Origin of the sequence: Microcoleus sp. Pol12B3, from assembly GCF_036701355.1 — a bacterium.
GTDB lineage: Bacteria > Cyanobacteriota > Cyanobacteriia > Cyanobacteriales > Microcoleaceae > Microcoleus.
Map to the genome: position 1 here is coordinate 1 of NZ_JAUBQS010000148.1, position 2,763 is coordinate 2,763.

Consider the following 2,763-nt stretch of genomic DNA (forward strand, 5'->3'; position numbering starts at 1 on the left):
TCTCAATTTTCTGCCTTTAGGGAGCCTGTGCCAATCACAGGCTCCCTTTTCTTTCCCTTGTTAGTCTAAACTCCAGTCCCAACTGAGGAGGATTAAACAACTTTGATGAGAGGATGTGGCAATTTGTTTGAAAAATTTGCCATAATCTTCAGAGCCGGCTAAATATTGACCGGCTAATTGACTGCTTTTAAAAATATTTTGTACGTCATCAAGGATTACTAAACAGCGAGAAGATCGAAAATAATCGATGACTGTGGGTAATGGGGGTTGTGGCAATCGCCCAAAAAATTGCTTGAGTTCGGTTTCGACGGTTGAAAGTGTGGGTTTATCAGCGAGACTTAACCAAATAATATAATCAAATTCGCTTTGAGTTAGTTCGATGAGTTTGAGGGCGACATTGCTTTTACCAATTCCGCTTAAGGCGCAGATGGTGATATTGAGTTTGATAAAAAATTAATCAATGATAACGATAAATAAAAATATTTTAATCACAAGGCTTAGATGTAAGTGCGTCCAATTGAGATTATTATCAAATAGATTATCGGAGGTGATGCACTCTACTAAGTAAGGACTTACTAAAATCTATAGGCTATACTATCAATAATATTTGGGTCTATTCTTTGCTTGATAATAGTTTCCCAACCTCTCTCTCTATCTTCTATATAAATACCTTTACAACTTTTGTGCAATTCAAGATATTGAAATATGGGTCGAGATAATTAGGTTTGTAAATGCATCTTTCGTTTTTTAGGAATTACGATATAAATGGGAAAATTGGGATCGATAAATGTTAGGGTATTTAATTTGACATTAGCCACAAAATCACCCATACGCAATAGCCCAGAGTGGATAGCAGTAGTGCATTCAATTTCAAATAATGCTACTATTTTAAACTGAGTATCTAGCCATATTACATCAATTAATTTACTAATTTTTTCAACCTTTTTGTCTAATCCACCAACAGGGAATTCTTCCATTGTTAACTCCTTAAGCTTACCGAGCCTAGAGTCCTCGCAAGTATTGTCCCGCAATCTATGCTCTCCGAATATATACTCCTTTGAGTGATCGTTTCCCGCAATCCATACTTTATGGCCTAATTTTTGTCCTATCTGTGCCAGAATTCCCTGTGTTTTAGTATGTATTGAAATATTTGGCCATAAAGCTGCTGGAGGTTTTTTATTACAACTCTCTTGATACTTTGGTTCATTTTTTTGTTTTTTGTAATCGGATATAACTCTGTCGTCGGGAAAAAATAGATTTAGCTGATATATATTCTTTTCTTCTATTTTCCGAATGATGTGCTCGGGTTTTTCTAATCCTATAGCATCGGTTATATCAGCCCTTTCGATATTTTTTACTTTTTTTAGGTAAGCATTGGTAAGGTTAGCGCCTCTAAGATTAGCCCAATCTAGATCTGCTCCTTCAAGATTTGTATCTTTCAAGTCTGCATAAATAATATCTGACCATTTCAGATTAGCCTCTATAATAGATGCCCCTCTTAATTGAGCGCTGATTAAATTAGTATAGCTTAGATTGCTATAGTTTAAGTTTGCATTGCTCAAATTTGCACCACTTAGATTAGCAAAGCTCAGATCGATCTCTGTCAAATCAGCATCGCTTAAGTCACAACCATGAAAATCTCTTCTGCCTTCTGAATAAAGTTGTTTCAGTTCGTTTTCATCTATATTCATAAACTCCTCTCAACTATTTTATCAAGGTACATTGCTCTAAGTGACAGTAGAGCCTATTTTCTGCGATCGCCCTACCTCCTCACTGGCTAAAATCCCTGCACAAAACTTATCCAGCGTGGTACTTTATCACCTGTAATATTTAGGATAGGAATGTTGAAACTTCTGACATCAGGGCGACCGATTTCACCAGCCGAAAAAGTAATATTCGTAGGTTCGGATTTACCTAAACCATAGGGACTAGCTATTTGATTAGCAAGTCGGCAGGTTATTACAAAACTTCCCATATTAATCGTGCCACCTCCAGCCTCGTAATTCCATATAATACCGGGTGTTAAAGTTCCCTCCTGACACATAAAGTGAGTGACTTCAAACATTTTAGCAATGTGAACATCATATCGCCTTAAGCGTCCTCCATAGGCCGATGCTCTGGTATCGCTTTCTGGTACTACAATCGATCCAAATCCTTCGTCAAAACCAAGCTTCATCGGTAGTGCTGTCGAACTTGTGAGCGGTTGACTCGCTTGGGGTTGTACGCGAGTCGATGACATCTGTATTGGTTTGACAAATTGACTATTAGCGCGAATAAAATAACCTTGCGCCGCACCAGCAGTGTAGGTTTTTCCTACAAAAAGCCAAGGTAAACCCCTGGTATCACGGAAAGTAACACCAGCATTACCAGGAAAGCTTTCAAAACGCTGTCCCTGTTTTAAAACACCAACTACAGACCAATTAAAAACATCAAATGGAGTGCGGTTGTCAACACGCATAAATTCTTCAAAAGAAGAATTCATGCGACAATTTAACCCCTTTGGGTCTGAGTCTACTACTTCCCAATAAGTATGATAAGTTCTTCCTATATAATCCCCTTGATTATTAGGACTTGGGAGAGGTGCAGTAGAACCCAGGGCGAACGCATCTAAATTTTATGTTAACAGAATCTGGTATATTGGAGGAGAATTCTTGAGTATCCAAAAAACATTTAATTAGAGTTTACTTGTATGAAACTCAAACCTAAAATCACCATCGCCGACCATTTTGCCGACTTAGAAGATCCCAGAATTGAGCGAACGAA

General features: G+C 37.8%; 2 protein-coding genes. Both read right to left on the reverse strand.

From position 1 onward, the window contains the following. Positions 1-719: 719 nt before the first annotated feature. A complete protein-coding gene (locus tag QUA53_RS28850) occupies positions 720-1,691 on the reverse strand; it encodes a pentapeptide repeat-containing protein (RefSeq protein WP_333101269.1) in 972 nt (323 codons plus the stop codon). Positions 1,692-1,777: 86 nt separating this feature from the next. Then, a complete protein-coding gene (locus QUA53_RS28855; RefSeq protein WP_333101267.1) occupies positions 1,778-2,482 on the reverse strand; it encodes a hypothetical protein in 705 nt (234 codons plus the stop codon). Between the last annotated feature and the right edge of the window lie 281 nt (positions 2,483-2,763).

Excerpts from the sequence above, each read along its gene's own strand:
- QUA53_RS28855 (WP_333101267.1), bottom strand. The coding sequence starts at position 2,482 with ATGAATTCTTCTTTTGAAGAATTTATGCGTGTTGACAACCGCACTCCA.
- QUA53_RS28850 (WP_333101269.1), bottom strand. The coding sequence starts at position 1,691 with ATGAATATAGATGAAAACGAACTGAAACAACTTTATTCAGAAGGCAGA.